Source organism: Burkholderia sp. E168m23, assembly GCF_016586125.1.
In the GTDB taxonomy this organism is placed as follows: domain Bacteria; phylum Pseudomonadota; class Gammaproteobacteria; order Burkholderiales; family Burkholderiaceae; genus Burkholderia; species Burkholderia orbicola.
Map to the genome: position 1 here is coordinate 1 of NZ_BCPP01000708.1, position 3811 is coordinate 3811.

The window sequence follows — 3811 nt, forward strand, 5'->3', positions numbered from 1 at the left end:
GGCGCCCGCCTGGCGCAGCGGGTCCCACGCGTAGCGTACCGACGTCGAGCCGCCGGTGAGCTGGCCGCCGAGCAGCGGATCGAGGAACAGCTTCTCGTTCGGCGGCGCATGATCGAGCGTCACGCTCGACAGCGGCACTTCGAGTTCTTCCGCGATCAGCATCGGCAGCGCCGTATAGACCCCCTGCCCCATCTCGACCTTCGGCATCACCAGCGTGACCTTGCCGGCGCGGTCGATCTGCACGAACGCATTCGGCGCGAACACGCCGGGCTGCGCGGGTTCGGCTGCGTCACCGCCGATCACCGAGCGGCGCGCATCGTCGCCCGCCGCCGGCAGGCTGAAGCCGAGCAGCAAGCCGCCGCCGGCGGCCGCGCCGAGCGACATGCCGAGTTTCAGAAACGACCGGCGCGATACGCCCGCAGTCGCCCGACCTGCTTCGATCAGTCCTCGCGACATGTCAGGCCTCCTTCGCGGCTTGTTTGACGGCCGCGCGAATCCGGTGGTACGTGCCGCAGCGGCAGATGTTGCCGGCCATGGCCGCGTCGATGTCGGCGTCGCTCGGGTTCGGGTTCGACGCGATCAGCGCGGTGGCGGCCATCACCTGCCCCGACTGGCAGTAGCCGCACTGGACGACGTCGAGCTCGCGCCACGCCTGCTGGACCTTGTGGCCGGCCGGCGTCGCGCCGACGGCTTCGATCGTCGTGATCTTGCGGCCCGCGACGGCGGCGACCGGCAGCACGCACGAACGCGCGGCCACGCCGTCGAGATGCACCGTGCATGCGCCGCATTGCGCGATCCCGCAGCCGAACTTGGTGCCGGTCAGGCCGACGACGTCGCGCAGCACCCAGAGCAAGGGCATGTCGTCGGGGGCGTCGACCGAGCGGGTTTCGCCGTTGATGTTGAGGGTGATCATTCAGCCTCCGGGGCCGTTGTATTGGGGGAGCGGCGCGAACGACGCGCGCTGCGTCATGGGGTCGTCATCATCGCCGTTGCGTCGTGCGCAACGGGTGCCGCGCGGCCCGGGTGCGGGCGGGCCGCGGCGGTGGTGTTGCGTGCTGTGTCGTTACTCGGCCACGTCGATGCCCGCCAGCACCTTGATGAGCGGCGGTGCGGTGAACCAGTCGGCCGACTTCGTGCGGAACTCGCCGAAATACGGGCTCGCGAGGTGCGCGTCGAACGCCGCCTGGTCGTCGTAGATCTCGTACAGATGCAGATTCGGCGAACCGTCCTGCTCGCGGAACAGGTCGTAGCGCCGGTTGCCCGGTTCGGTGCGCGTCTTGGCGACCATGCTGCGCAGCTCGGCCTCGGCAGCCTGCGCGTGTTCGGGTTTCAGGAACAGCGAAGCAATCACGTGAAGCGCCATTTTTCACTCCTTTGAAAACGGAAACGAGCATGCCACAAGCCGGCGTCGTGCGACGCCAGCGTGCAACGGTCGTATGTCGTCGAGCGGCGGGATCAGGCCAGCTCGTCCGGGCCGACACGCACGACGACCTTGCCGAAATTCTTGCCGGCGAGCAAGCCGATCAGCGCTTGCGGCGCGTCGGCGAGGTCGGGAACGACGTCCTCGAGCGTCTTCACCTTGCCCTGCGCGACCCACTCGCTCATGTCCTTCAGGAACGGCGCATAGCCGGTTGCATAGTGATCGAGAATGATGAAACCCTGCACGCGGATACGCTTGCGCAGGATCGCGCCCATCAACGCCGGCACGCGGTCACGGCCGGTCGACAGCGCCTTGTCGTCGTAGGCCGCATCGTTGTAATGCGCAATGATGCCGCAGACGGGCACGCGCGCATGGTCGTTCAGCAGCGGCCATACCGCGTCGAACACGGCGCCGCCGACGTTCTCGAAATAGACGTCGATGCCGTTCGGGCACGCGTCCTTCAGCTTCGCGGCAAACGCCGGGTCGTGGTGGTCGACGCATGCGTCGAAGCCGAGTGTGCCGGTCACGTATGCGCACTTGTCGGCGCCGCCCGCGACGCCGACCACGCGGCAACCCTTCAGCTTGGCGATCTGGCCGACCACCGCGCCGACTGCGCCGCTCGCGGCCGCGACGACCACGGTTTCACCGGCCTTCGGTTCGCCGATCTTCAGCAGTCCCGTGTACGCGGTGAAGCCCGGCATGCCGAGCACGCCGAGCGCGTACGACGGGTGCGCGAAGTCGCGGCCGAGCGGGATCAGGTCGCGCCCGTCGGACAGCGCGTAGTCCTGCCAGCCGGCCCCGGCGACGACGAGATCGCCTTCGCGAAACGCCGGCAGGTTCGACGACACCACGCGGCTGACCGTGCCGCCGACCATCGGCTGGCCCAGTTCGGCCGGCGGCGCATAGGACGGCGCATCGCTCATCCGGCCGCGCATGTACGGGTCGAGCGACAACCAGACGGTGCGCAGCAGCACCTGACCAGGGCCGGGGACCGGCACGTCAGCGGTTTCGGCGCGGAAGTTGTCCGGTGTCGGTGCGCCGACCGGGCGCGAATTCAGGACGATCTGGCGGTTTGCGGTCTTGCTTTGCGGCATGTGAGCCTCCGTCAACAGGAATGAACGTGCGTCGTGGGCACGATCGGATCAGGGATGGACCAGCAGGAAGTGCGCGCCCGCGGCGGCATCGGCGGGCGGGCCGGTGCGGTCGCAAGCAGGCGGTTGGAACGATCGGGACAGCGTAACGCGGTGTGAAGCGTTCGGCTTGAAGCGTTCGTCATGAATGATTGAGTAGACCAGTCGTCTAGAGTTGGGGTAAAAACAAGGCGCGCCCCTGCGCGCCCGGATTACGACTGTGCTCCGTCATGCGCGGCCGGCGGCAGGTTCAGCATGCGCCGCGTTTCGGCCATCGCCCTTTCGAGCGGTTTGCGGTCGCGGTGAATCTTCTCCAGCAGCGTCGCGCCCAGCCACAGCTCGTACAGGATCGCGGCGGTGTACGACGGATCGTCGACGCCGCTCAGCGAACCGTCGGCGAGCCCCGCCTCGATGCCGCCGGCGAGCCGCTCGATGATCTGGCTAGTGCCGCGCCGCAGTACCGCGCGCATCGCTTCCGACAGATCCGACACTTCCGCGCCGAGCTTCACCGCGAGGCACTTGCCTTCCGGATCGTCCGCGCATTGCGTGTGCAGCCAGTTGCCCCAGTACGTCATCAGGCGCTCGGCGCCCGTGCCGGCCTGCTGCTTGAGCAGGTTGTCGAGATGCGCGAGATAGCCTTCGAAATACGATTCGAGCAGCGCTTCGCCGAATGCCTCTTTCGAGCCGAAGTAATGATAGAACGAGCCCTTCGGGATGCCCGCCGCGGCGAGAATCTCGTTCAGACCGACCGCCGAAAACCCCTTGTGGAGCATGATCGGCTTCGCGATGTTCAGGATGTGCTGGCGGACTTCGGCGCCTGAAGATGCATTCATGATGGCGTATGGTAGCAACGATTAGACCGGTCGTCTAGTAACGTCGAACCGGCATGTTGAGCGGCACTTTACCCGATCCCCGTCGCGCGCCCAATGCCTGGTCGGCGCGGCTCTCGCCTGCTCGTGCCGGCTGCGTGCGGCGCGTCATATCGGCGACTCGGTTTCGTTGTCAGCGCGGCGCTTCGTCGGCACGCTTTCTCGTCCGCGCCCTCCGCTCGCTGCGTTCGGCGGCCGGGACGGTCTTGACGCCGCGCAACGGTGGCCGGCGCATGAGCGCCGCCATCTCGCGCCTCAGCGCCTCAAGTTCGCGGCTGCGCGCCGCGTCGGTCGCCAGTGCGCCATCGAGCTGCCCCTGGAGCACGCCGCAGCGATGCAGCGCGTCGCCGAGTTGGGCCTGTAGCGCGGCCGTGTCCTTCCGCTGCTGCGCA

5 protein-coding genes and 1 pseudogene are annotated in these 3811 nt (G+C 67.8%); all 6 read right to left on the bottom strand.

Annotated features, from left to right (window positions below; genetic code table 11):
- A partial coding sequence (locus tag JMF90_RS27945) for a molybdopterin cofactor-binding domain-containing protein (RefSeq protein ID WP_201325695.1) occupies positions 1 to 456 on the bottom strand: 456 nt, incomplete at its 3' end.
- Position 457: 1 nt separating this feature from the next.
- On the bottom strand, positions 458 to 913 hold the full coding sequence (locus JMF90_RS27950) for a (2Fe-2S)-binding protein (protein ID WP_006479019.1): 456 nt from the start codon (positions 911 to 913) through the stop codon (positions 458 to 460).
- A gap of 150 nt (positions 914 to 1063) precedes the next feature.
- Complete coding sequence (locus JMF90_RS27955) at positions 1064 to 1363, bottom strand: putative quinol monooxygenase (RefSeq protein ID WP_011547693.1); 300 nt, start codon at positions 1361 to 1363, stop codon at positions 1064 to 1066.
- Between the two features lie 92 nt (positions 1364 to 1455).
- Positions 1456 to 2514, bottom strand: coding sequence for an NADP-dependent oxidoreductase (locus JMF90_RS27960; protein ID WP_011547694.1), 1059 nt, complete (start codon positions 2512 to 2514; stop codon positions 1456 to 1458).
- Between the two features lie 248 nt (positions 2515 to 2762).
- Positions 2763 to 3383, bottom strand: a complete 621-nt coding sequence (locus JMF90_RS27965; RefSeq protein ID WP_011547695.1) for a TetR/AcrR family transcriptional regulator — start codon at positions 3381 to 3383, stop codon at positions 2763 to 2765.
- A gap of 169 nt (positions 3384 to 3552) precedes the next feature.
- Positions 3553 to 3811: pseudogene (locus JMF90_RS27970) on the bottom strand (ATPase); the annotation flags it as partial.